Raw genomic sequence first — 23,487 nt, 5'->3', positions numbered from 1 at the left:
ATTAAATGAATTAAATAGTTTGGCATAAAATCCAGTTTTGAGATGAAGCGCATATTTTTTTCTATATATTTGATTTTAATCATGTAATATAACTGGGAAAACAAAAATGAAAAATTTATCCTGTTTTATCTTATTTTTCTCCTGTGCCTGTCATGCAGGGGATTATAATTTTTTTACAGAGGTCAATGATGATACTGAAGAAATGTTTGACTCTGCCTATCCACAGCAAGAGAAAACAGATTATTCAATTCTGCATAACCTGTTTTTCCAAGATGATCGTTGGCGTGTTTATAACTATACCGCTTACCAAACCAATCAATTTAATCAAAAGATATTAACAGGAGATACGAGCAATCTATCTTTAGGTGATTTTTCGATTTCACTTGGATACGGTATGGTGTATCAATTGAATAAAAATAATCGGATTGGTTATGAATATCTTTCCAGTTTTCCATTTGATCGGGGCCAATTAATTCGATTATTTTGGTTGCGCATTTTTTAAGATTTTTTTTGGTACAAACCCGCTCTGATAATTCCTGCTTTGGTTTCTTTAATTTTTTGCCAACTAGATGGAAGTTTTAATTGAGATAATTCTCGATCTGCCTCTACATAAATAAAGGCATTTTCCGTAATAATAGGATCAGCTAATTCAGCAAGTTCTTCCCATAATTCTAGGTCGTAGGGGGGGTCTAAAAAAACAACCTCAAAATGAGTATTTAATTGCTTTAATGCTTGCTGTGCAGTGAGTGTTAGTAGCTGACAATTTTCTGCTTTTAGCAATTGAATGTTTTCTTTTAAAAAGCGAGCTTGAATCGGGTTGGGTTCGATCATGACGACTTTTGCAGCGCCCCGTGATAAAGCTTCAAATGCTAGCGCACCAGAGCCGCTACATAAATCTAAAACTTGTGAATTTTGTATATCCCACATGAGCCAATTAAATAATGTTTCTCTTACTCGATCTGGTGTCGGACGTAAACCTTGAATGCTAGCGAATGGTAGCGTTCTACGTTTCCAATCACCACCGATGATACGTAATTGATTTTTCATTACTCAGTGACTCCATCATTAGAATGAGAAGCAGCAGTAGTTGTAACTGAACTTGCTGCTGGTGTCGATGCAGGTGAATCAGAACTACTTGGTAGTTCACCGGGCTTAATACCAGCAGTCATTAAACCGCCACTCACTTGATGGTTGGCTGGACGAATAGGATTATTTTTACGAGTGACTAGCCAGTAATCAAAGACTGGACGTGCAAGTTGAGCTGCCGATCCGCCATGTTTACCATTTTCCCAAACGACAGCAATTGCGATTTGAGGATTATCCGCTGGTGCAAAGCCAACAAATAAACCGTGATCCCATTGTCGGGAGGAAAGAGCGGCTTCATTATAACGTTTGCCCTGAGCAATACTTTTGACCTGAGCTGTACCTGTTTTACCCGCAATAGAATATTGTAATCCGCCCTTAATGCCACGCCCCGTTCCAGATTGAATCACGTCTATCATGGCTGCATGCATGTTAAGCCAATCTTGCTCTGTACCATTAAATTGAATTTTACCGTCAGGAGCATTGTGCACAGAATATTTTTTTGCGCCTTTATTATCACGTAAAACGTGAGGTGTAACGTGAGAGCCTTTGTTCGCAGTAATTGCTACAGCCATCGCAAGTTGTAATGGGGTAGCAGTAAATGCGCCTTGTCCAATACTCACAGAAATCGTTTCACCTTTTAACCATTTCGATTTACGTGTACGCATTTTCCATTCTGGACTTGGATATAAGCCTGTGCTTTCACTTGGTAAATCTACACCTGTTTTTGCGCCGAAGCCAAATTGTCGCATCCAGTCATTCATTTTTTCGATACCCATACGATAAGATAGGATATAGAAATAGGTATCACAGGATACAACTTCAGCTTTGTGTAAATTTACAGCACCATGACCTGTCTTTTTATGATCACGGAAGCGGTGGCTATCTCCTGGTAAATTAAAATAACCAGGATCAGAAATTGCTGTGCCCCAATCGACAAGTCCGTAATGAATTCCGCCAAGTCCGAACATCGGTTTAATTGTCGAACCCGGTGGATAAACGCCTTGTACGGCACGGTTATAAAGTGGTTGGTCTAAGTTGTCACGTAAACCACTATAATCTTTTGAACTGATGCCTGTAACAAATAAATTTGGATTAAAACTTGGGCTAGATACCAGTGCTAAAATTTCTCCAGTTCGAGGATCCATGGCTACAATTGCACCACGACGATCTGCCAACTGTTGAGCTGCAATGGTTTGAAGACCATAATCTATCGATAAATAAAGATCATTTCCGCGCGTTGGGTTTTGACGACCTAAATGACGGAGTACATTACCATGTGCATCGGCTTCAACGGATTCATAACCTGGTGTTCCATGTAATAACTCTTCATAGCTTTTTTCTGCACCAATTTTTCCAATCAGGTTGGTACCTGCATATAAATCTTTATCAATAGATTTTAATTCTTTGTCATTAATTCGCCCCACATAACCGATCACATGGGCAAACAATTCGCCATGAGGATAGTAACGTGTCATTTGTGTTTCAATTTTCACACCCGGGAAGTCGTATTTAACTTCGCTGAATTTCGCAATATCTGCCTCAGTCAGATTTAACTTGATGGCAATTCTTTCCGTTTTACGTGCAGTTTTTACGCGACTTTTAAAACGATCGACATCTTCTTGGGTTAAGCTCAGTACTGGAATTAAACGTGCAATGGTTCCATCAATATCTGTGACATCTGTACGACTGAGTGTTGCTGTAAAAACAGGATAATTATCCGCTAAGAGTACGCCATTACGATCATAAATATAACCACGTGCGGGTGGAAGAGGCTGTAAACGAATTCGGTTTTTATCAGAGGCTGTTGTAAAGTCGTCGTAATGAATAATCTGTAAATATGCATAACGGCAAATTAATAAAAGTAGAAAAGTAGCGACGACAAATATAGCAAAGAAGATTCGACCCTTGTAAATGCGCTTTTCTTGCTGCATGTTTTTTAAAGGAAAGTGCTGTTTCATAGGGTGTCGACTTAAATTAGAAGGGAGAAAATATAAAAGGCGCACTATTTTAACGTAAGTTGCATGATCATACTGTAGTATTTTCAATACATCATCTGAATGATGATGCGACAGTTTTTGACTTTGCAGACATTAAAATTGTAGGGACTTGTATATTAGATGCAAAATAATTCTGTTAAAGTCTGAAGCTGTTTGAAATAGGATTGTCCAAGATACACTCTTAGGGAAAATGGAGAAAATAATGAAAAAATCTTACCTTTTACTAGCGGTTTTAGCATTCAACGGCGTTGTCCATGCTGAAGAAAATCCATATATGCCTGAAGCAAAATTAAAAGGGGCAAAAGACGTAGCAACTTGGAATATTGGTGCTGGTTTTACTAAAAAATTACTACATGCCAATCTTGAATGGGTAAATCCCTACGGTATTGCTTATGCAAAAATAGGCGCTTTTTTAAATGATGATAATGAACCTGGTGCGCAAATTGGCTTTCGTTATCCATATTATTTAACAGGTACAGATAAAAATGGTTATTACCTTGGTCTTTATGCTGGTCATATAGATAGTAAAAACTATGGCGGTAAACAAAAAGGGAATTTAGGTGTTGGTACTGATTTAGCATTTGTTTGGTTAAATAGTGATCGAATTAGTACGTTTAGTGTGGGAGCGGGACTGCGTGACAAGATAGAAGATGGAAATGGGAATACTGTTAAAAAAGTAGAGCCCCTTTTTCAGATTTCTTACACGTTAAGTTTTGGCTTATAGGGGCGTGACTGATTGTTCATTCTTTTATAAGTCTAAATGTATCAATAATTCTGAGAGTCATGCATGTTTGATTACGTCAATGAATTGTGGCAGATTTTTTTAAATCGGCCTGACCATCTGGCGGTCCTAAGTATTATTCCAGTGACAGCCCTAGTAACATGGGCTCATGTATGGATGGCTTTAAAAATGGTGTTTTACCCAATTAATTTTTGGGGATTCCATTTAGGACCATTACCTGTAGGTTGGCAGGGGATTGTGCCGCGTAAAGCAGGGCGTATTTCGGGCATCATTACCGATAATACATTATCTAAGTTGGGTTCATTGCGTGAGTTTTTAGAGGCAATGGATCCAGAAGATATGGCAATGATCATTGGTGAGCAAGTTGGTTTTGAGCTTGAACACTTAATTGATGAAGTCATGGTTGATCGTAATGCTGTGTTGTGGGAGAACTTACCATACTCGATTAAACGTCGAATTTATGTGCAAGCCCATAAACAGTTGCCAAATACATTAAAAGAACTTGTGACTGAGCTGACCATGAACGTCGAGTCACTTGTGGACATGCGGGAAATGGTGGTCAGCCAAATGGAAGGTGATCGCCGTTTAATGGTACGTATGTTCCTTAAAGTTGGTCAGAAAGAAATTAATTTTATTTGGCATATCAGTGCGTTAATTGGAATGTTCTTTGGGATTTTCCAAATGATCGTTTGGTTTGTGGTACCTTGGCATTGGACCGTTCCTTTTTGGGCATCAATCTGGGGCTTTTTAACCAACTGGATTGCGATTTGGATGGTATTTAACCCAATTGAACCGCATTATATCCGTTACCCACAGATTTTTCGTTTGACCAAAGACCGTAAGTTTCCATGGGTCGTTCCTGTGCTAAGGATTGGTACATATAACGTTCAAGGTGCATTTATGAAACGCCAAGAGGAAGTTTCAGATGTATTTGCAAGCGTGGTAACTGAAGATTTAATTACTCTGAAATCCATCATGACTGAAATGATGTATGGTAGTAAAAAAGATAAAACTCGTCGGATTGTCAAGCGCCATATTAATGAAATTATGGAAACTCCATTGGTCAGAACTTCACTGCAACTTTCATTAGGGCCAAGAGAATATGCTAGACTCAAGACCGACTTGATTGATCGCTCAATTGAAATTACTATGGGTCCAGTATGTGACCCAGCTCTGAATGCAAGTCGTGCGCAGAAGATCTTTCAAATGTTTAGAGACCGCATCCGTGAACTAACACCGAAAGAGTTCCAGAATTTATTGCGACCTGCGTTCCAAGAAGATGAGTGGATCCTAATTGTATTGGGTGGTGTGACTGGTTTTTTTGCAGGTTTAATCCACTTATTTGTTGCTTTCTTATAATTAATTTGATGTTGGTTGAGCAATAAATCTGTATCATATTGCTCAATTTAAGATTTATTGTTTTTAAATGAGGATGTTCTTTTATGCGCATTATTTTACTCGGACCACCTGGGGCAGGTAAAGGTACTCAAGCTCAGTTGATCTGTAAGCGCTACAATATCCCACAAATTTCAACCGGTGATATGCTCCGTGCTGCAATTCGTGAAGGAACTGAACTAGGTCTTAAAGCGAAAAGTGTTATGGAGTCTGGTGGTTTAGTATCAGACGAACTCATTATTGGTTTGGTTCAAGAGCGTATTGCTCAACCAGATTGTGTGAACGGTTGTATTTTTGACGGTTTCCCACGTACGATTCCACAAGCTGAAGCTTTGGAAACGGCGGGTATTTCAATTGATCATGTGATCGAAATTGATGTTCCTGATGAAGAGATTGTTCAACGTCTTTCAGGTCGTCGTCAGCACCCAGCTTCTGGTCGTGTTTATCACCTTGTTTATAATCCACCTAAAGTAGAAGGTAAGGATGATGAAACTGGTGAAGACTTGGTACAACGTCCAGATGATCAAGAAGAAACGATTCGTAAGCGTTTAGGTTCATATCATAGTGAAACTGAACAATTAGTAGGTTTTTATCAAGGTCGTGCTGCTTCAGGTGAAGATGCACCAACTTATGATAAATTGAATGGCTTACGTGCAATCGAAGACGTTCAAAAAGAATTATTTGCTATTTTAGATAAATAATTTAGTTTTGATAGAACTGTCTTATGTAGCCATAAGACAGTTTTTTTATACCTATAATTATCTACGACATAAAATGTCGCTATGTCAGATTAAATGATATAAAAACTAAACAAAAAACGTTATATTCTATTCAAGCGTACAATTTAAAAATACTGAAACTTAGAATTATTTTAAAGGGTTAACTATGTTGCTGACGATTCAATCTGATCAAGTCGAGCAAATTATTCCAGACGCAAGTTCGGCAAAATCAGCCAAGAAACTCGCAAAATTTGAAGCATGGAACAATATCTCGGGTTCGACTGATCAGTGGATTTGGGGAGAAATTCAGGGTAGTGCGATTTATCAAAGCGCAGTTTTTTTACCTGAACTTAAATGCGAATGTAGTTGTCCAAGTTTTAAACGACCTTGTAAACATGCTTTAGCATTATTGTTTGTCTATACCGAGTATCAAGATAAATTTACTGTGCAATCAGATGAACAAAGCATACCTGATCGAGTACAAAAATGGCGAGATAAAAAAACTAAAACACTTGAGAAGAAAGAAAACAAGATTGATAAACCGATTGATGAAGAAGCACGTGCGAAACGCCAATTGGCACGTGAGAAAAAAATGGATGCAGGCATTGAGGCATTACAAACATGGTTGAATGATATTGTCACGATGGGACTTGGGAGATTACGTCAGCAACAACATGAAAAGTTCCGCGATATTCAAAGTCGTTTGGTCGATGCTCAAGTTGCAGGTTTAGTTAGTTATTTAGATGAGTTTTCGAGTGCGCTATATCAAAGTAATTGGCAAATGCAGAGTTCATTTTGGTTAGCTAAATTACAAACAGCCGTTCATTTATGGCAAAACCGTCAACAGCTCAAACCAGAACTATATGAAGAACTAAAACAGCTTTTTGGTGTGAATTTACCCACTGATGCGTGGGATAACATATCTGCTCAGATACTTCATATTTATGCCTTAGGACAAGTAACTCAGGAGTTGGTCAATACCCGTGGACGTTATCGTCGTCAATGGCTGTGGGATAGTCAAAATTTACGCGACTATTTGCTATTAGATTTTGAAATTCCACCTTATTCGAACTTTGGCTTAACGTTGCCTTTCCAGAAACAACTGGCTCTAAATGCCAAACTTTATCCAGTGGTAAGCCAACAACGTCTTCGTTTAGAAGATAATTTAATGTCATTCAATGATTTGAGCCTAACGCTGGTTGCGCCAAAAGGCTTTGAAAATTTTGATCAAGCATTTACTCAATATGCGAATGGATTAAAACAATATCCTTTGCAGCTAGTACGATTTTTCTGGCTAGAGCAATTGCGTTTGGTCAAGCAGGATAAAGTAATTTATTTGGTCGATCAGGATCAAAAAATGTGTGAAATTGAGATTAAACAATTTGTTGAGTTATGGTTTTTAGTGGGGAATGAGCCATTTAGTGCAGGCGTTGAATGGAATGGATTGCAACTTAAACTGGTGAGTATTTGGCAAGGAGGGCACTTTGAATGTCTTTAAGCACATCATACAGTGAGTTTAATCAGCAGTTATTACTCAAACTGACGCTAGGGCAGCAGTTTAAACAGACTGTAAAAGTACCAAATGAATTGCAAGTCTATGCACCTAAACAGATTGATTCAGCTCAAGATTTATTAGTCTTGAATCAATATTGGGTGCTCATGCAACAAGCAGGTTATCAAGCACAAGGTGTACCTGAAACCTTACAAAAGAATATTGCTGAGATTGATCAGATAGAAAATGAAAAGCAATTGGATAATCAACTTGTGCAAATTTTGAAATGGGTTGTTGCACAAGAGTCGCCATTTTTATATCAAGATTGGGTTATTCAAATTTTCAAACTTGCTCAACTACAGCAGCGAGTGATTCCTCGTTATTTGGTGTTGAAAGTTCTACCACTGTGTCGAAACCCGGTGTTATTGGCATCAGTCTTACCTGAGTTTGCATTTCAGGGCGATGTGACAACACGTTTGGATGATGCAAAAAGGGTGTGGAAATATGTGAAACAACAAGACGCAGCACCATTGATTCGTCAATTACAGAAATCAAAAAGTAGCGAATGGTCTTTGTTGATGAGCCAGTTATGCGGTCAATTGCCGAACTTTATTCATCAACATATAGCAGAGTTTTGGTCACAATCGATTCAGAGAAATCATTTGCAAAGTCATGCTGAAAGTCTTGTGATGTATAACATGCCAGTGACTCAATTTGAAGCTTTATACCAGCATGTAAAAACATTAGAACCACAGAATGCAGCGACAGTAAGTAGTAATGCTGCATTAGCTTTCTATTTATATTATCAAGATAATGCACTGTACAACGAAGTTATGGCGTTAATGCGTGTATGTTTGAGCTACGATGCCCAAGCTGAAAAAGTTAAATTCAACATTAACTTAGATCAAGATGATGCACTCAATGATTATGGCTTTTTTGATCGAGAAGCTAATTTGGTTGAAAGTCGTAAAAGTTTAAAAACAGCTTACCAAAGTGCTCAAGTCGAGCAAGCTTATCAGGCATTTTGTGCAAGTTCACAGGGCGTACTTTATCTCAAAAGAATTTTAATCCAATTGCCACTTGCGTATTGGTTAGAATTATTTGGTACTTGGGATCATTTACTTTCATTGCATTCACAGCAAAAAGATTCACTTTGGAGTGCGTTTATTATGTGTTGTTATCGAGAGCAACGACATGATTTAGCTTTATGGTTTTACCAACATCAAGTCAAATGGTGTGAAGCTGTAACGACATCAAGTGGGAACATGTTTGAACGTGAGTTACTCTTTACTTTGCTAGACCGAGAACCAGCAACTGGATTGTTATTAAAGCAACTTGAATCCCATTACCAAAATCAAGATTTAGAACATTTTTGGTTGTTGTTTCAGCGTGCTAAAGCGCTGCATGATGTTCAAAATATCTCAGAAATGGCAGTCGTATTATTACAACATGCATATGCGAACTTAGATTTGCAGCAGGATCAGAAGAAATTTGCATTATTAAAAGAGCAGGCTCAATGGTTGATTTTGCAAGCTTATCCAATCGACATCAGTAGTTTACAAGCTCTTTTTTCTATTTCTGAATGGAAACAGCTCATTCAATTGAATCAGTACAAACAAAAATTTATTGCTTAATGATCAATAAATCATAAATTAGGATAATCAACATGTCTCAACAAGTTTTACGTGCGCGTGCAGAACAACAGTTTTCTCATGAATTAGATGCATTAAAAGCACATGACAGTTTAGTAAAACCTCCACAATGGCAACTTTCGCCTAAAGCAGTCGTAGATTACTTATTGGGTACAACACTGCCAGATGGAACAGAAATTTCACCAAAATATATTGGTAATCGCCGTTTGATGGAAATTGCTGTTGCGACATTGGCGACTGATCGTGCCTTGTTGTTATTAGGCGTACCAGGCACAGCAAAATCATGGGTATCAGAACATTTAGCAGCGGCGATTTCAGGTAATAGTGCTTTATTGATTCAAGGTACGGCAGGTACGAGCGAAGATACTCTACGTTATAGTTGGAATTATGCCCAACTTTTATCCAAAGGTCCGAGTGAAGATGCTTTGGTGAAAAGCCCGATGTTACGTGCGATGCAAGAAGGCAAGATCGCACGTGTGGAGGAACTGACTCGTATTCCTGCCGATGTCCAAGATACGTTGATTACTTTACTTTCAGAGAAAAATTTACCTGTTCCTGAGTTGGGAATTGAGTATCAAGCGGTACAAGGTTTTAGTGTGATTGCCACCGCCAATAATCGTGATAAAGGGGTGAATGAACTCTCTTCTGCTCTCAAGCGTCGTTTTAATACGGTAATTTTACCGCCGCCTGCTACCATTGCTGAGGAAGTGGAAATCGTACAAAAACGTGTTCAATCTTTGGGCAAGAGTTTACAACTACCTGAGATTCAGCCTTTGGATGCTCAAATTCAAAAACTGGTGACGATTTTTAGAGAGCTGCGTCATGGGCAAACCTTAGATGGCAAGCAAAAACTCAAAACCACCACGGGAACTTTATCAACGGCTGAAGCCATTTCAGTGATGAGTCATGGTTGGGTGATGGCAGGGCATTTTGGTTCGGGCAATCTCACTGATCATGAGTTGGCGGCAGGTCTGCAAGGTGCGGTATTAAAAGATCCTGTGCAAGATATCGTACCTTGGAAAGAATATGTTGAAACGGTGATTAAACAACGTGAGGGTTGGCAAGACCTGTATCGTGCTTGTCGTGATTTAGAATAAAACCAAATAATAAAAACCTCATCCCAATCTTCTCCTTGAAAGGGAGAAGTTGTGATCGGAATAAAGGATAAAAAATGCTGCATATTCTCGGTATTCGTCATCATGGGCCTGGTTCGGCGCGTAGTGTCTGTAATGCTTTGGCTTCGATTCAACCTGATTGTATTTTGATTGAAGGGCCACCTGATGCCAATGCAATCATTGCTCAATTGCAACATGCAGATTTTAAGCCGCCTGTGGCGTTGTTGTTGAATACCCCTGTACAAAAAGAAGTGCGATCACAGGCAGTGTTCTATCCTTTTGCTGAATTTTCGCCTGAGTGGCAAGCTTTGCAATATGCGTTGCGTCAGCAAATTGCAGTAGAGTTTATGGATCTGCCTTTGCAACATCGTTTTGCGTTGGAAAAACAATGGGCAGAGCAACGTTTACAGCAAGCTTCAGCAGACGAGCAAGAGATTGAGTCTAATCAGCAAGGTGATGTTGAGCCAGAACAGAATTTGGAGCAGCATTATCTTTCGATTCGCCGAGATCCAATTCAATTACTGGCAGAGCAGGCAGGCTATCAAGACAGCGAACGTTTTTGGGAGCATTTGGTCGAGCAGCAGCCACACACTGGACAAATGTTTGCCGCAATTAGCGATGCCATGTCAGCTTTACGTGATTATTTGCTAAGCCAGCAACCTGAAAATTATAGTAGTGAAGACCAACTGCTGGAGCAGTATCGCGAAGCCTACATGCGCAAAGTGATCAAGCAGGCACAAAAGCAAGGCTACCAAAATATTGTGGTGATTTGTGGTGCATGGCATGCACCTGTATTGGCGGATTTAAAAGCGCAAAATAAAGCAGATACCGCCTTGCTCAAAGGCTTACCTAAAGTCAAAGTTGATGCTGCATGGATTGCATGGACACATGGGCGTTTGAGCAGGGACAATGGCTATGGTGCAGGTGTACAAGCGGTTGGATGGTATACCCATCTTTGGAAGCATTACCAACAAGCCTTAGATGCAGAGGTTGATGGTGAAAAAATTACGATTGATTGGTTAAGCAAATTTGCCCATGCCTTACGCCAAGCAGGTCATGATGCTTCTAGTGCTCAGATTATTGACGCGGTACAACTGATTCAATCTTTATTGCAATTACGTGGACGACGTATTCCTGATTTGGAAGATTTATTTGAGGCAATTCGTTCGGTCTTAAATCACGGCTTAGATATTCCGCAACCGATTTTAGCTAAATTGCTTGAAGACGAGCAATTGGGGCAAGTGCCTGATGAGTTGATTGAGTTGCCCATTCAAAAAGACTTTTTACAGCAAGTGAAGCATTTTCGCCTGAAACTCGAAGCACCGCATCGTGACATTAGTCTGGATTTACGTGAAGCCTTCGACTTGGCAAAAAGTCAATTTTTACATTGCGTGAAATTACTGGGTCTCGCTTGGGCAGAGTTAGTTGGTGCAGGCTCAAAGCAAGGTAACTTTAAAGAAGTTTGGCAGTTGTCTTGGCAGCCTGAAACTAGTTTATATCTGAATGAAATGTCGTTGTGGGGAAATAGCATTCAGCTTGCCACACAAAGTTATGTCGAACATCAGATTAGACAATGTGAAGATGTGGCGCAAATTGCACAACTGATTGAGAATATTTTATTGTCTGGTTTGGATCAAAGCTTAAATTTGGCTTTGGATAAATTGAATGAGCTCACCACTCAGCATCAAGACCCAAGCATTATTTTGGCAACATTAAAGCCGCTTATTACGGCAATTCGTTATGGCAGTGTGCGTCAATTTTCAATGCAACATTTACATCAAGTGGTAGAACATTTAGCGATTCGTTTGATGTTGAGTTTGCCAAGTTATTGTGTACAACTGAATGCCGAAATGGCTCAGCAATTTGCCCAACAACTACAAAATTTATATGAGCTTTTAGAACAATTACAACAAGATGAATTGTTACGGCTCTGGCAAGAGACCTTACATCAGTTATTGCAGTTGGAACATATGCAAGGTTATTTGCATGGTTGTTGTGTGCGTTTAGCTCGAGAACAGCAGTTGATTGATGTGGAGCAAACACAGGGATTTCTATCTCGTGCTTTATCGCTTGGGCAGACGGCGGATTATAGTGCAGCTTGGTTTGAAGGTTTCTTGACCCATCAAGCTTTGTTATTGATTCATGAGCAAAGTCTTTGGGACACCGTGAGCCAATGGGTCAACCAATTACAAGAGCAGCAATTCATTGAGTTATTGCCAATTTTGGCCAGAACAGCTTCAAGTTTTAGCCCTGCTGAAGCACAGCAATTAATTCAGAAAGTGACGCAGAAAGCGACCGCAGTCAAACAGGAGGTCGGTACTTTAGATATTGCACGTGCTCAAAAGGTATTAGATGAAATTTACGTATACTTACAGCCTGTTGCTGTCGAGGTTTAAGTGATGAATATGAATGAAGAACTGATCACTTTAGAGCAACCTGATCTTGCGGAACAAGAACGACGTTGGCGATTAATTTTAGGGCAAGTCCCCAATTCGACCTCGCATTTACCGAATTGGTCGGTGCAAGATACCAAAATGCAAGAATGTCTGAATGAGCTTTATCAGGCACAACAGCCTAATCGCCGTGGTGGTTTGGGGCATTCTAGTCCTAGAGTGGCACAATGGTTGGGGGATATTCGCCAGTATTTCCCATCTTCTGTGGTAAAAGTTATTCAAAAAGATGCTTTAGAGCGTTTGAATTTACAACAAATGTTGTTAGAGCCTGAATTGTTGGCAAGTGTAGAAGTCGATATTCATTTAGTTTCTACCTTAATTTCACTCAATCATTTGATGCCTGAAAAAACCAAAGAAACCGCGCGCATCGTGGTACGTCAGTTGGTAGAACAGCTTGAAAACCGTCTAAAACAACCATTACAGCAAGCGATTCGAGGCAGTATTAATCGCTCAGCGCATACACGCCGTCCTAAACGCACGCAAGACATTAACTGGAAGCGCACCATTCAGTCCAATTTGAAACATTGGCAGGAAGATTTTAAAACGATTGTCCCACATGAGTTACATGGGCATCCACGTCAACAAACGGCTTTAAAAGACATTGTACTCTGTGTTGATCAGAGTGGATCGATGGCACCTTCCGTGATTTATTCCAGTGTTTTTGCGGCAGTGATGGCAAGTATTCGTGCAGTCAGTACACAAATGATCGTGTTTGATACGGAGCTAGCCGATTTAACCCCTTTGCTCGAAGATCCTGTGGATGTGTTGTTCGGCACACAGTTGGGTGGGGGAACCGATATTGCGAAAGCAATTAAATACTGTCGTAGTAAAATCACTCGCCCAGAAGATACCATTTTTATTCTTATCAGTGATTTGTGTGAAGGTGGAGATGCTAAGCAAATGCTCAAGCAAGTGGCTGAAATGCTAGATAGTGGGGTACAAGTGATTACGCTACTGGCATTGTCTGATGACGGCGCACCTTGGTACGATACTCAACATGCACAGATCTTTGCGGATATGGGGATTCCAACGTTTGCTTGCACACCTGATCAATTTCCAGAACTCATGGCAACTGCAATTGAAAAACGAGATATTCATGCATGGTATGCAACCCAGCAAAATCTGACATAATAGAACATGAAGATGAAGTTTCGGTATGCAAGTCGAAACGTGTGAGCTGATTGAGGATACTTCGTTGCTGAAAATTATTTTGATTGTGGTGGTAATTTTAAGTTTAGCTTTACTGTTGTTTTTATTGTATCAAAGTCAAAAAATGCTGCGTCATGTGCAGAAACAACAGGCTTTGGAAAATAAGAAAAATGGTCGAGAACGTCAGCTACACCCCAAATTACAGCAGCGTAAAAAACCTCAGGATTAACTGAGGTTTTTTGTTGGAATTGTTTTTACTGCTCCAAATTCAAAACGATCAGGCCAGTTGCAGACATCGGATACGATACATTCAGCACATTTAGGTTTACGTGCTATACAACAATAACGTCCATGCAAGATCAGCCAATGATGAGCATCGATAATAAATTCTTTAGGAATAACCTTAATTAATCGATCTTCGACTTCTAAAACATTTTTACCTACTGCCAAACCAGTACGATTGCCAACACGGAAAATATGGGTATCGACTGCCATGGTAGGGTGGCCAAAGGCGGTATTGAGCACGACGTTTGCCGTTTTACGCCCTACACCTGGTAAAGCTTCTAGTTCTTTTCGCGTTTCTGGAATTTGTCCTTGATATTGGTCAACTAAAATCTGACAAGTTTTGATCACATTTTCAGCTTTAGCGTTATATAAGCCAATCGTCTTAATATATTCTTTTAAGCCATCAACCCCAAGATTTAAAATAGCTTGTGCAGTATTCGCAACGGCATAGAGTTTATCAGTGGCTTTGTTGACACTGACATCGGTTGCTTGCGCAGAAAGTAAAACAGCAATCAGTAACTCAAAAGGAGAGTTATAGTTCAGCTCAGTTTGGGGATGTGGTCTTTGCGTACGTAAACGTTCAAAAAAGGTCTGAATTTGTTTTTTGGTCATATTTTTGACAGGCATTTAGATTCCCTGTAATTCATTTAAACGTTGTTGTAAATCAAGTAATTGTGTTTGCTTGGATTCATCTGCACGTACACTTAACTGCTTTTCTAACTTTTTGATTTGCGTTCTAATTTTCGCAAGTTCAATTGTCGTTTTTGCATCTAATGCAGGATTTTCTTTTGGTTTATCCATGAGTGTGATCAAGGGTACATTGTTAAGTGCTTGAGAAAATTGAGCAAAAAATTCGGTATCAATTTCAGCACGAACAATCGGTCCTTTACGACTCAAACGACGTTTTTCTTCTCGTTGAATATGCGCATAGTAACGATGTCTTAGATCATCTTGTTCAAGGGTACGTTGTTGAACTGTAGGTAATGGATTGGAATCTTCGACCAGATCAATACAATCTACAGGACAGGGTGGAATACATAACTCACAACCTGTACATAGATCAGTCAAGATACTATGCATTAATTTTCCGCTACCGATAATGGCATCAACAGGGCAGGCACTAATACATTTAGTACACCCGATACATTCATCTTCACGAATTATCGCTTTCATTTGTTGCGGTCGACCATCTGCTTGAATATCCCAAACACTCGGTTCCGCAATCATTGTTGGTCTTTTTAATAATGCTGCAAGTGCATCTGCAACGGGTTGCCCACCAGGAACGCATTTGTTTGCATCTTCACCTTCCACGATCGACTTCGCATAAGGTAAACAACCATCACGATGTCCACATAAACCACATTGCGTTTGTGGTAAAAGTTGGTCTACTTGAACGATAAGAGAGAGTTGTTGTGCTGAAACTGACATGAAAGAAGATAGGATAAAAACAATGTCGTTATTATAGCAAAGAATAGTTTAATCGGCGGCAATCGTTGCTTAAATCTACTTTTTATAGATTTTTATTTTTGCAATTTTATAGTGCTAATATTGTTTTATTTTAGTGCTAAATCTTGTATTTCGAATGATTTCTAATGCCTTATTACTAGGTTAAATGCTTATTTAAGCTATTTTTTTTGAATATTTATTATAAAAATAATGAATATTTTTTAAATTAAGATATTGATTTAAAATAATAAAAAATATTATTTATGAAGATTGGGTTGAGAGTTGATCATAAAGGGTATTAAATGTGTTTAATATTCTATTTTGGTGCATTTTTTGCACTGAATTAAATCACTATCTGGGGGTGAGAGTTGAAATACGATAGCTTAAATGATTTCTTGGAGTATGTTAAAGCTAGAGATCCATATCAACCTGAGTTTTTACAAGCAGTAGAAGACGTCATGACGAGTTTATGGCCTTTTATACAGAAAAATCCTAAATATGCTCAATACGGTTTGTTAGAGCGTTTGGTTGAGCCTGAACGTGTTATTCAGTTTCGTGTATCGTGGATGGATGACCAAGGTCAAACCCATGTGAATCGAGCTTTTCGGATTCAATTTAATTCAGCGATTGGGCCATTTAAAGGTGGCATGCGTTTTCATCCTTCAGTAAATTTATCGATTTTAAAATTTTTGGGTTTTGAGCAAACTTTTAAAAATGCATTAACGACTCTCCCTATGGGGGGCGGTAAAGGTGGTTCAGACTTTGATCCAAAAGGAAAGTCAGAAGCTGAAATTATGCGTTTTTGCCAAGCGTTAATGTTGGAGTTATATCGTCATTTAGGATCAGATACTGATATTCCAGCAGGTGATATCGGGGTTGGTGGTCGTGAAGTAGGCTTCATGGCGGGGATGATGAAAAAGCTGAGTAATGATACGGCTTGTGTTTTTACGGGCAAAGGTATTTCTTTTGGCGGAAGTTTAATGCGTCCAGAAGCGACGGGTTATGGCACTGTTTATTTTGCTGAAGAAATGCTGAAAACTCGTGGTGATAGCTTTGCAGGAAAAACGGTTTCGATTTCGGGTTCGGGAAATGTAGCGCAATTTGCCGCTGAAAAAGCTATGTTTTTGGGTGCAAAAGTGGTGACTCTGTCAGATTCGAATGGCACTGTTTTTGTAAAAAATGGTTTTACTGATGCATTACTTGCCGAAGTGATGGAGCTGAAAAATATCAAGCGTGGACGTATTTCAGAGTTTGCATCGAAGCATGGTTTTGAATATTTTGACGGTAAAACCCCTTGGCATATTCCTGTTGATATCGCATTACCTTGTGCCACTCAAAATGAGCTAGGTGCAGAAGATGCAAAATTATTACTAGAAAATGGTGTGATGTGTGTTGCAGAAGGAGCCAACATGCCATCTACCTTGGACGCAGTTGAACAATTTATCGCAGCTAAGATTTTGTATGCACCAGGTAAAGCATCAAATGCGGGCGGAGTTGCAACTTCTGGTCTTGAGATGTCTCAAAATGCGTTACGTTTTGGTTGGACACATGGTGAAGTTGATGAACGCTTACATGCCATCATGAAAGATATTCATGCCAATTGCTTAAAATATGGAACCAAAGAAGATGGTACTGTCAATTATGTTGATGGTGCGAATATTGCTGGTTTCGTCAAAGTAGCAGATGCCATTCTTGCGCAGGGTATTTATTAAGGGTCTCCTAAACTCCCGCTTTAATGAAGAGGGGATTTCCATAAAAAAATCCGATGTTGAAACATCGGATTTTTTTAACTGGCTAAAATTATGGTTTTTTCACGATTTCTTGTTCAACCATCATATCTAACACATCTGCATTACTTGATTGATCGGCAGCAGGGTTTTTAATTTCGAAACGTTTAACTCGAACGATCACACGTTGGTCTGGATTATGTTCAAAACCTTCGATTTGACTATAGTAAAGTGACCAATTTTTATCAGCGTATGTTTTGATGCCTTTATCGTCATATTTAATTTCACGAACTTGCATACAAGTTTGTGGTACTACACCCGTACATGATTTAGTTTGTGGTGAAATTTCGAGGAAAACGATTTTAGCTTCAGACTGGTATTTTGCTTCAGCTGTCATTTTACCAAGGAACGTATATTTTTGACTTTTACTATCAGTTATCGTCAAGATCGCTTGATCATTTGGGGTACTGAGTGTGAAAGGAACTTTTTTCTCACTAAAAATATCAGCAGATAAGCGTTCTTGTTGCATTAAATCATCCGCACACGCCATCATTGTTGATGCCAGTGGTGAGGTTACAATGGTATTACCTTCAACTTTCCAGGTCCCGCCTTGATTATTACAACCAGTTTGAATAGATAATCGTTGATTATCATCGAAAGATAAAACTAAAGGTTTTGATGCTTTTGAACCTTGATAAGTCCAATTGTATTCAGTTAAATTTTTTGCTGCTGTTGTATTAATTTGAGAAATAACATTATCAGTTACATTTTGTACAGTTTGGCACGCCATCAAAGAAAGCGGTAATAAGGCAAGAACTAAATATTTAATTTTCATAGTCAAACAACAGTAAATAAATAACAGTCATTAGCTTAAAGTATCCTTAAAAAAATAAAATGTAATCAGTTTATGGATTAAGTTCGTTAAATATATCTATTTGTAAATTTTAAGAAAATTGATTAGGGAAATGGCTTACCCAAATATAAGTAAGCCATTTGAAAAGTCTGATGCTTGGTTTTTAATCAAAACGATAAATATCCATACCTAATGATCCCATTGAAAAACTACTATGCACAATACTAAAACGATGACCTGTTCCCATTGCAAAGAATAATGGTGCAAAATGTTCAAGGGTAGGATGATTTCGTTGCACGTAGGGTAAAGATGGCCAGTCAAGTACAGCGTCATAATCTTGATGATTCAGTTTACTAACTACACTATTCCGAAATGTGCTTGCCCATATTGGAACTTCAGCATCTGCATGCCATGAAAGTTCAGAGAGATTATGGGTAATGCTACCAGAGCCAATTAATAAAATTTGTTGTTCACGTAAAGGTGCTAAAACTTGCCCGATTTTGTAAATCTGGTCAGCATTCATTTCGATGGGTAAGGAAATTTCAATCACAGGAATATCTGCTTCTGGATACATATGCAATAAAGGCATCCATACACCGTGATCTCGTGGTCGTGTGCTATTTGCATGTGCAGGAATATCTGCTTCTGCAAATAGAGTCAGTATTTCCTCAGCAAGTTTTGGAGCGCCCGCAGCAGGATAACGGATCTCATAAAGTTCAGGGGGGAAACCACGAAAATCATGCCACGTTTGAGCTCGAGTTGATGTACTTACTTCTAGCGCTTGGCTTTCCCAATGAGCAGACATCACAATAATTGCTTGGGGTTTTGGTAAATTATTGCTTAAACGATGCAATGCGGGACCCACTTGTTCAGGATCAAGTGCAAGCATGGGAGAACCATGAGAAATAAATAACCCGGGTAAAGTCTGGAAATTCATAGATAAGCACCTGATTGGAAATACATCATTATCGTGACAAATTCATGAGAACAATGACAGCCCTTAAACATCAACAGATTGTTCTATAATCAGAACAATTTTAAGCACGATGATAAGGATGATTATGATTGATACTCATCGCTCTATAAAGTTGTTCAATCAGTAGAATACGAACCATGGGATGTGGCATGGTCAATTTAGAAAGAGACCAATGCCAAGCTGCTGCTTTACGAACTGCGTCTGAATGTCCATCAGGACCACCAATCGCAAGAGCAATATCATTGCCTTCAAGCATCCATTGTTTCATGGTATCTGCCAGTTTTTCTGTACTGAGTTCTCGACCACCTACTTCTAAGGCAATTAACGTTTCATTGGGTTTAAGTGCATTTAAAATACTATCACCTTCAATTTGACAATATTTTAAAATATCTGCTTCGGAATCATTTTTGCCTCGTTTTGCCATCGGGAGTTCAATCACTTGAGTTTGTACAAAAGGTTGAATGCGTTTGAAATAGTCTTCAAATCCAGTTAAAACCCAAGCAGGCATTTTTTGCCCGATAGTCAGAATACGAATTTTCATAGAATAAATAGATCGAGAAATTACGCCTATTATAAACAGTGTTCTTTATCGATAGTGATCAGCAAGAAAGGGAATAGTCGCTGAAAGTGTATTTATTGATTACGTTGTATAAAAAACGCAGCTCAAAATTGCGTTTGAGCTGCGATCAAAGTGTCATCAGTCTGGAGTTCGGATGACACTAAAAAATAAGTTCACTGAGTCAAGCTTCATCTTTATTTTTATCGACTCTATTTTATTATGCAATATATTGGTTGTTTTTCAACCAAATTATGTAACAAAAAAAGAGAGCCGAAGCTCTCTTTAATTTTCATCTACTTACTTGTTTAATGGCGCGCAGCCTTTGCTTCTTCTACTGGTTTAACAATAGGCGTTTTAGGTAAAGGCTTCGGCGTATCCGTTAATGCTAAAGGTAAGATCTCATCAATGCTTTTTACAGCTTTGATTTCTAAGCCTTCTTTGACATTGTCAGGAATCTCAGCCAAGTCACGAACGTTATCTTGTGGAATAAAAACTAATTTAATTCCACCACGGTGAGCTGCAAGAAGTTTTTCTTTTAGACCACCAATACGCATCGCACGACCACCTAGACTCGTTTCACCTGTCATCGCAATGTCTGGACGAATCGCAATACCAGTAAATGCTGATACAAGCGCAGTTGTGAGTGCTAGACCAGCAGATGGACCATCTTTTGGCGTTGCACCTTCAGGTAAGTGAACATGGACATCAGTTTCATCAAAACGTGATGCTTCAATACCTAATTCATCAGCACGAGTACGAACTACAGTCATTGCAGCAGTAATCGATTCTTTCATCACATCACCGAGCGAACCCGTCGTAATGAATTTACCTTTACCTTTCATAGCTGCAACTTCAATAGTAAGCAATTCACCACCTACCGAAGTCCAAGCTAAACCATTTACACGACCGACTTGTGCTTCATCTTCAGCCATACCAAAGTCAAATTTGTGCGGACCTAGGTATTCAGGAAGATTGGCAGAAGTGACATCAACTTGTAAGTTTTTAGACTTCTTGCTAACGGCTTCTTTCACCACTTTACGTGCAATTTTAGACACTTCACGCTCTAGGCTACGGACACCCGCTTCACGTGTATAACGTTGTACGATGTCACGGATTGCTTCTTCGTGAACAGTCAATTCTTTTGCACGTAGACCATTGTTCTTAATCGCTTTTGGAACAAGGTAACGTTCAGCAATATTTACTTTCTCATCTTCGGTATAACCCGGTAGACGAATGACTTCCATACGGTCAAGCAATGCTTCAGGAATATTCATGCTGTTAGCCGTACAGATGAACATGACTTCTGAAAGATCAAGATCAAGATCTAAATAATGATCGTTGAACTTACTGTTTTGTGATGGATCAAGTACTTCCAATAATGCTGATGCAGGATCGCCACGGTAGTCTTGTGCCATCTTGTCAATTTCATCGAGCAAGAATAATGGATTCTTCACGCCAACTTTTGTTAAAGATTGTACAATTTTACCTGGCATCGCACCAATATAAGTACGACGGTGACCACGGATCTCAGCTTCATCACGTACACCACCAAGCGCCATGCGAACAAACTCACGACCTGTTGCTTTAGCAACAGACTCACCAAGTGATGTTTTACCCACACCTGGAGGACCAACTAGACAAAGAATAGGACCACGGAGTTTTTTCACACGAGATTGCACTGCAAGATATTCAACAATACGATCTTTGACGTCATCTAAGCCGTAATGATCTGTATCAAGAATTTCCTGTGCTTTCGCTAAGTTAATGCTGACTTTGCTCGCCTTATTCCAAGGTGTATCTAAAATGACTTCTAGATAGTTACGAACAACGGCAGCTTCGCTTGATGCAGGTTGCATCGCTTTCAGTTTGCGAAACTCGGCTTCAGCTTTTTTGCGTACATGTTCAGGCAAATCTGCTTCAGCAAGACGTTTTTCAATTTCCGCAACGTCATCTTCAGCACCGCCGTTCATATCAGAAAGTTCACGTTGAATAACTTTCATTTTTTCATTTAGAAAGTATTCTCGTTGATTCTTTTCCATCTGACGTTTAACACTGTCATGCAACGTTTGTTCAATTTGCTGTTCAGCAGATTGATTCATCAAGTAGCTCATCAACTCTTGCAAATGCGCTTCAAACTCGTCGTGCTCTAAAAATTTTTGTTTCACTTCGATATTTAAAGGTACACGAGTTGCAACAAAGAACATTAATTGTAATAAGTCTTCGATTTTATTTGCTGCTGCAACAAGTTCACGTGCATTACGTAATTTCGCTTCAGCATATTGAGCGAATAGGGTACGCAATTCGTTTAAGCGAGTTGCTTGAGCTTCCTTATCCAATGGTAATGTAATTGGACTGAGACTGTGCTCGGCAGTCAAGTATTCTTCACCATCAATGATACGCTCTAATTTAGAACGATGCAGACCTTCAATCAGTACTTTAATGCAGTTTTCATCATTTTCATGATTTACGACTTGTACGATTTTAGCCACAGTTCCATATTGATAGAGGTTATCGTGATCAATTTCTTCTGTAAGCGAATCTTTTTGCGCAACTACAAATACTAAATTGTCACCGTTACGAGCCACATCCACTGCATTGATCGATTTTTCACGACCCACAAATAGCGCAATTTGCATGTGTGGATAGACCACAACATCACGCAATGCTAAGAGTGGTAATACACTTGGAACCTGTGGCTCTAAGCTTGATTCATTATTTAAAATATATTCAGACATGGGCACTCCTAATGAGTGACAACGGTGTTGCCATGTTTTTTATAGTGATGTGCATTTCAAAAATTACAAGGGTTTTTACTTAGAAAATATTAAAAAAAGACTAAATTGGTTGGTTTTTTTCTAAAAAATATTAGAACGATAAGGTTAAGGCTTGAAAATATAGAATTTTTTAGGTGTTAGTAAGCCATGAATCGGTTGATCCCATTTTTGTTTGGGTAAAGTTTGATCAATATATTGAAATGTATGAGCGAGACCCAAACGAAAAGGTCGATGCGGCGCACTTGACAAAGTACGATCATAAAAACCACCTCCCATGCCGATTCTTGTCCCTAAGTGATCACAGGCAAGTAAAGGCATAATTAAAATATCCAAAATGGAAATATGATGACCGCGACTTGCCATGGGTTCTTTCATCCCGAGTGGATGATGGGAAAAGCGTTTATTTAAATATTGACTGGAGCTGATTTTTACCCATACAAGTTCTTGATTCATCGTGCAGATCATGGGGAGGTAAACGAGTTTTTTGTGTTTAAAACAAAGTTGAATGAGTTTGTGAGTGTGCACTTCGCCAAAAGCATGAAGATATAATCCAACGCTTTTTGCAAACTTGAATTGAGGTATTGATCTGAGGCGATTTAAAGCGTCTTGCTCACTTTTTTTATGTTCAAAGCGATTCACTCGTTTTCTTTTTAAACGAATATCTTTTCTGAGTACATGTAAATCACTATTCATCGTATTCAAAATATAACAAAGCCTCGAGAATCATACTTGATTTAAGTGTGCTTAAGCATCTAAATAAATTGAAGCTCTAATCTTGTTGGTCAGTTCTGGATTCTGACAATTCAAAGTAATCACACAGCTGTAGCACTAGACTTAATCAGTGTGCTGTCAAAAATAAGAATAAAATAACAAATTTTGGTTTTATGTGGCAAAAATATCACAAATTGCGTAAAAAGTGCTCTATAATCTTGCTGTGAAAATTGCAAATACTTGGTTATTTCACATATTTAAACAATTAAAAGGAATATTTTAGCGCTATGAATGAATGGGGTGTTTTATTTCATTCGTTACGATATTCACTGTGTCACTTTATAAAAATATTGAAA

At 38.9% G+C, this 23,487-nt stretch carries 19 protein-coding genes and 1 pseudogene; 11 read left to right on the top strand and 9 right to left on the bottom strand.

The window, feature by feature from the left end; all coding sequences use genetic code 11:
* Positions 1–106 precede the first annotated feature (106 nt).
* On the top strand, positions 107–502 hold the full coding sequence (locus NO346_RS06795) for a hypothetical protein (protein ID WP_256414697.1): 396 nt from the start codon (positions 107–109) through the stop codon (positions 500–502).
* Here the strand turns inward: NO346_RS06795 and rsmD are convergent.
* Both rsmD and mrdA read right to left on the bottom strand, forming a co-directional pair.
* Entirely contained in the window at positions 499–1,047 is a 549-nt protein-coding gene (gene rsmD / locus NO346_RS06790; protein ID WP_256414696.1) for a 16S rRNA (guanine(966)-N(2))-methyltransferase RsmD, read from the bottom strand. The genes NO346_RS06795 and rsmD overlap by 4 nt on opposite strands.
* A complete protein-coding gene (gene mrdA / locus NO346_RS06785) occupies positions 1,047–3,044 on the bottom strand; it encodes a penicillin-binding protein 2 (RefSeq protein ID WP_256414695.1) in 1,998 nt (665 codons plus the stop codon). The genes rsmD and mrdA overlap by 1 nt, the downstream gene beginning before the upstream one ends.
* 241 nt (positions 3,045–3,285) lie before the next feature.
* On the opposite strand from mrdA, the gene NO346_RS06780 reads away from it, so the two are divergent.
* The 9 genes from NO346_RS06780 (at position 3,286) to NO346_RS06740 (ending at position 14,029) form a co-directional block, all read left to right on the top strand.
* The gene (locus tag NO346_RS06780) at positions 3,286–3,807 is read left to right on the top strand and encodes a hypothetical protein (protein ID WP_256414694.1); all 522 of its coding nucleotides are present in this window, start codon (positions 3,286–3,288) and stop codon (positions 3,805–3,807) included.
* Between the two features lie 63 nt (positions 3,808–3,870).
* Positions 3,871–5,184, top strand: coding sequence for a hypothetical protein (locus NO346_RS06775; protein WP_256414693.1), 1,314 nt, complete (start codon positions 3,871–3,873; stop codon positions 5,182–5,184).
* Between the two features lie 83 nt (positions 5,185–5,267).
* A complete protein-coding gene (adk, locus tag NO346_RS06770) occupies positions 5,268–5,921 on the top strand; it encodes an adenylate kinase (RefSeq protein ID WP_005157893.1) in 654 nt (217 codons plus the stop codon).
* Positions 5,922–6,105: 184 nt separating this feature from the next.
* The gene (locus NO346_RS06765) at positions 6,106–7,437 is read left to right on the top strand and encodes an SWIM zinc finger domain-containing protein (protein ID WP_178882566.1); all 1,332 of its coding nucleotides are present in this window, start codon (positions 6,106–6,108) and stop codon (positions 7,435–7,437) included.
* Positions 7,428–9,065 carry a hypothetical protein gene (locus NO346_RS06760; protein WP_256414692.1) on the top strand — a complete coding sequence of 546 codons (1,638 nt, stop codon included), beginning with the start codon at positions 7,428–7,430 and terminating at the stop codon, positions 9,063–9,065. Before NO346_RS06765 ends, NO346_RS06760 begins: the two co-directional genes overlap by 10 nt.
* 32 nt (positions 9,066–9,097) lie before the next feature.
* Positions 9,098–10,180: an AAA family ATPase gene (locus tag NO346_RS06755; protein ID WP_005157888.1), complete on the top strand. Its 1,083-nt coding sequence runs from the start codon at positions 9,098–9,100 to the stop codon at positions 10,178–10,180.
* A gap of 74 nt (positions 10,181–10,254) precedes the next feature.
* Positions 10,255–12,594 (top strand): DUF5682 family protein, encoded by a 2,340-nt coding sequence (locus NO346_RS06750; protein WP_256414691.1) that lies wholly within the window; start codon positions 10,255–10,257, stop codon positions 12,592–12,594.
* 3 nt (positions 12,595–12,597) lie between these two features.
* On the top strand, positions 12,598–13,782 hold the full coding sequence (locus NO346_RS06745; protein ID WP_256414690.1) for a VWA domain-containing protein: 1,185 nt from the start codon (positions 12,598–12,600) through the stop codon (positions 13,780–13,782).
* A 64-nt stretch (positions 13,783–13,846) separates the two neighbouring features.
* The gene (locus NO346_RS06740) at positions 13,847–14,029 is read left to right on the top strand and encodes a hypothetical protein (RefSeq protein ID WP_034602651.1); all 183 of its coding nucleotides are present in this window, start codon (positions 13,847–13,849) and stop codon (positions 14,027–14,029) included.
* Here NO346_RS06740 and nth read toward each other — a convergent pair.
* Both nth and NO346_RS06730 read right to left on the bottom strand, forming a co-directional pair.
* The gene (gene nth / locus NO346_RS06735; protein WP_087543785.1) at positions 14,026–14,712 is read right to left on the bottom strand and encodes an endonuclease III; all 687 of its coding nucleotides are present in this window, start codon (positions 14,710–14,712) and stop codon (positions 14,026–14,028) included. The two genes, NO346_RS06740 and nth, sit on opposite strands and share 4 nt — an antisense overlap.
* Positions 14,713–15,513 (bottom strand): RnfABCDGE type electron transport complex subunit B, encoded by an 801-nt coding sequence (locus NO346_RS06730; protein WP_256414689.1) that lies wholly within the window; start codon positions 15,511–15,513, stop codon positions 14,713–14,715. It abuts the gene before it with no gap.
* Between the two features lie 346 nt (positions 15,514–15,859).
* On the opposite strand from NO346_RS06730, the pseudogene gdhA reads away from it, so the two are divergent.
* Positions 15,860–17,243: pseudogene (gdhA, locus tag NO346_RS06725) on the top strand (NADP-specific glutamate dehydrogenase).
* An 88-nt stretch (positions 17,244–17,331) separates the two neighbouring features.
* Here gdhA and NO346_RS06720 read toward each other — a convergent pair.
* From NO346_RS06720 to NO346_RS06700, 5 genes are all read right to left on the bottom strand, one after another.
* Positions 17,332–18,093 (bottom strand): META and DUF4377 domain-containing protein, encoded by a 762-nt coding sequence (locus NO346_RS06720; RefSeq protein ID WP_256414687.1) that lies wholly within the window; start codon positions 18,091–18,093, stop codon positions 17,332–17,334.
* Between the two features lie 181 nt (positions 18,094–18,274).
* A complete protein-coding gene (locus NO346_RS06715) occupies positions 18,275–19,048 on the bottom strand; it encodes a class III extradiol ring-cleavage dioxygenase (protein WP_004663192.1) in 774 nt (257 codons plus the stop codon).
* Between the two features lie 100 nt (positions 19,049–19,148).
* On the bottom strand, positions 19,149–19,628 hold the full coding sequence (gene rlmH / locus NO346_RS06710) for a 23S rRNA (pseudouridine(1915)-N(3))-methyltransferase RlmH (protein ID WP_004663191.1): 480 nt from the start codon (positions 19,626–19,628) through the stop codon (positions 19,149–19,151).
* Between the two features lie 323 nt (positions 19,629–19,951).
* Positions 19,952–22,381, bottom strand: a complete 2,430-nt coding sequence (gene lon / locus NO346_RS06705; RefSeq protein ID WP_256414686.1) for an endopeptidase La — start codon at positions 22,379–22,381, stop codon at positions 19,952–19,954.
* 144 nt (positions 22,382–22,525) lie between these two features.
* Positions 22,526–23,113, bottom strand: a complete 588-nt coding sequence (locus tag NO346_RS06700) for a 5-formyltetrahydrofolate cyclo-ligase (protein ID WP_256414685.1) — start codon at positions 23,111–23,113, stop codon at positions 22,526–22,528.
* Positions 23,114–23,487: the final 374 nt, after the last annotated feature.

The sequence above is a fragment of the Acinetobacter sp. 5862 genome (assembly GCF_024494585.1).
Classification (GTDB): domain Bacteria; phylum Pseudomonadota; class Gammaproteobacteria; order Pseudomonadales; family Moraxellaceae; genus Acinetobacter.
Note: the sequence above shows the minus strand (reverse complement) of the source record. Positions and strands in the feature narration are given on the sequence as shown.

Bases quoted from the DNA above. Each gene is read 5' to 3' on its own strand.
- NO346_RS06795 (WP_256414697.1), top strand. From the start codon at position 107: ATGAAAAATTTATCCTGTTTTATCTTATTTTTCTCCTGTGCCTGTCAT.
- rsmD (WP_256414696.1), bottom strand. From the start codon at position 1,047: ATGAAAAATCAATTACGTATCATCGGTGGTGATTGGAAACGTAGAACG.
- mrdA (WP_256414695.1), bottom strand. From the start codon at position 3,044: ATGAAACAGCACTTTCCTTTAAAAAACATGCAGCAAGAAAAGCGCATT.
- NO346_RS06780 (WP_256414694.1), top strand. From the start codon at position 3,286: ATGAAAAAATCTTACCTTTTACTAGCGGTTTTAGCATTCAACGGCGTT.
- NO346_RS06775 (WP_256414693.1), top strand. From the start codon at position 3,871: ATGTTTGATTACGTCAATGAATTGTGGCAGATTTTTTTAAATCGGCCT.
- adk (WP_005157893.1), top strand. From the start codon at position 5,268: ATGCGCATTATTTTACTCGGACCACCTGGGGCAGGTAAAGGTACTCAA.
- NO346_RS06765 (WP_178882566.1), top strand. From the start codon at position 6,106: ATGTTGCTGACGATTCAATCTGATCAAGTCGAGCAAATTATTCCAGAC.
- NO346_RS06760 (WP_256414692.1), top strand. From the start codon at position 7,428: ATGTCTTTAAGCACATCATACAGTGAGTTTAATCAGCAGTTATTACTC.
- NO346_RS06755 (WP_005157888.1), top strand. From the start codon at position 9,098: ATGTCTCAACAAGTTTTACGTGCGCGTGCAGAACAACAGTTTTCTCAT.
- NO346_RS06750 (WP_256414691.1), top strand. From the start codon at position 10,255: ATGCTGCATATTCTCGGTATTCGTCATCATGGGCCTGGTTCGGCGCGT.
- NO346_RS06745 (WP_256414690.1), top strand. From the start codon at position 12,598: ATGAATATGAATGAAGAACTGATCACTTTAGAGCAACCTGATCTTGCG.
- nth (WP_087543785.1), bottom strand. From the start codon at position 14,712: ATGCCTGTCAAAAATATGACCAAAAAACAAATTCAGACCTTTTTTGAA.
- NO346_RS06730 (WP_256414689.1), bottom strand. From the start codon at position 15,513: ATGTCAGTTTCAGCACAACAACTCTCTCTTATCGTTCAAGTAGACCAA.
- NO346_RS06720 (WP_256414687.1), bottom strand. From the start codon at position 18,093: ATGAAAATTAAATATTTAGTTCTTGCCTTATTACCGCTTTCTTTGATG.
- NO346_RS06715 (WP_004663192.1), bottom strand. From the start codon at position 19,048: ATGAATTTCCAGACTTTACCCGGGTTATTTATTTCTCATGGTTCTCCC.
- rlmH (WP_004663191.1), bottom strand. From the start codon at position 19,628: ATGAAAATTCGTATTCTGACTATCGGGCAAAAAATGCCTGCTTGGGTT.
- lon (WP_256414686.1), bottom strand. From the start codon at position 22,381: ATGTCTGAATATATTTTAAATAATGAATCAAGCTTAGAGCCACAGGTT.
- NO346_RS06700 (WP_256414685.1), bottom strand. From the start codon at position 23,113: ATGAATAGTGATTTACATGTACTCAGAAAAGATATTCGTTTAAAAAGA.